The following is a 316-nucleotide window of genomic DNA, read 5'->3' on the forward strand; positions in this document are numbered from 1 at the left end:
GTATAACGAGGCACAGCAGCGGGTCGAAGCTGCCGGACTGTCTGATAAAATCACCCTTCTCAAGCAGGATTATCGTGAGCTGACTGGGCAGTATGACAAGCTGGTCAGTATTGAGATGATTGAAGCGGTCGGACATGAATTCTTGCCGACGTTTTTTGCCAAGTGTAATAGCTTGCTTAAGCCAACAGGGTTGATGGTGCTGCAAGCGATTACCTTTAATGATCAGAACTATCAAGACTATATCGATTCGGTCGACTTTTTCCAGACCCATATTTTCCCTGGTGGCTGTCTGCTCTCAAACCAAGAGCTCAATACC

Annotated in this window: 1 protein-coding gene; it reads left to right on the forward strand. The window is 46.8% G+C overall.

What is annotated here, in order from left to right:
- A partial coding sequence (locus AAEZ03_RS26590) for a class I SAM-dependent methyltransferase (protein WP_350582774.1) occupies nucleotides 1-316 on the forward strand: 316 nt, incomplete at both ends.

Source organism: Pseudomonas sp. HY2-MNA-CIBAN-0224, from assembly GCF_040310285.1.
Classification (GTDB): domain Bacteria; phylum Pseudomonadota; class Gammaproteobacteria; order Pseudomonadales; family Pseudomonadaceae; genus Aquipseudomonas; species Aquipseudomonas helleri.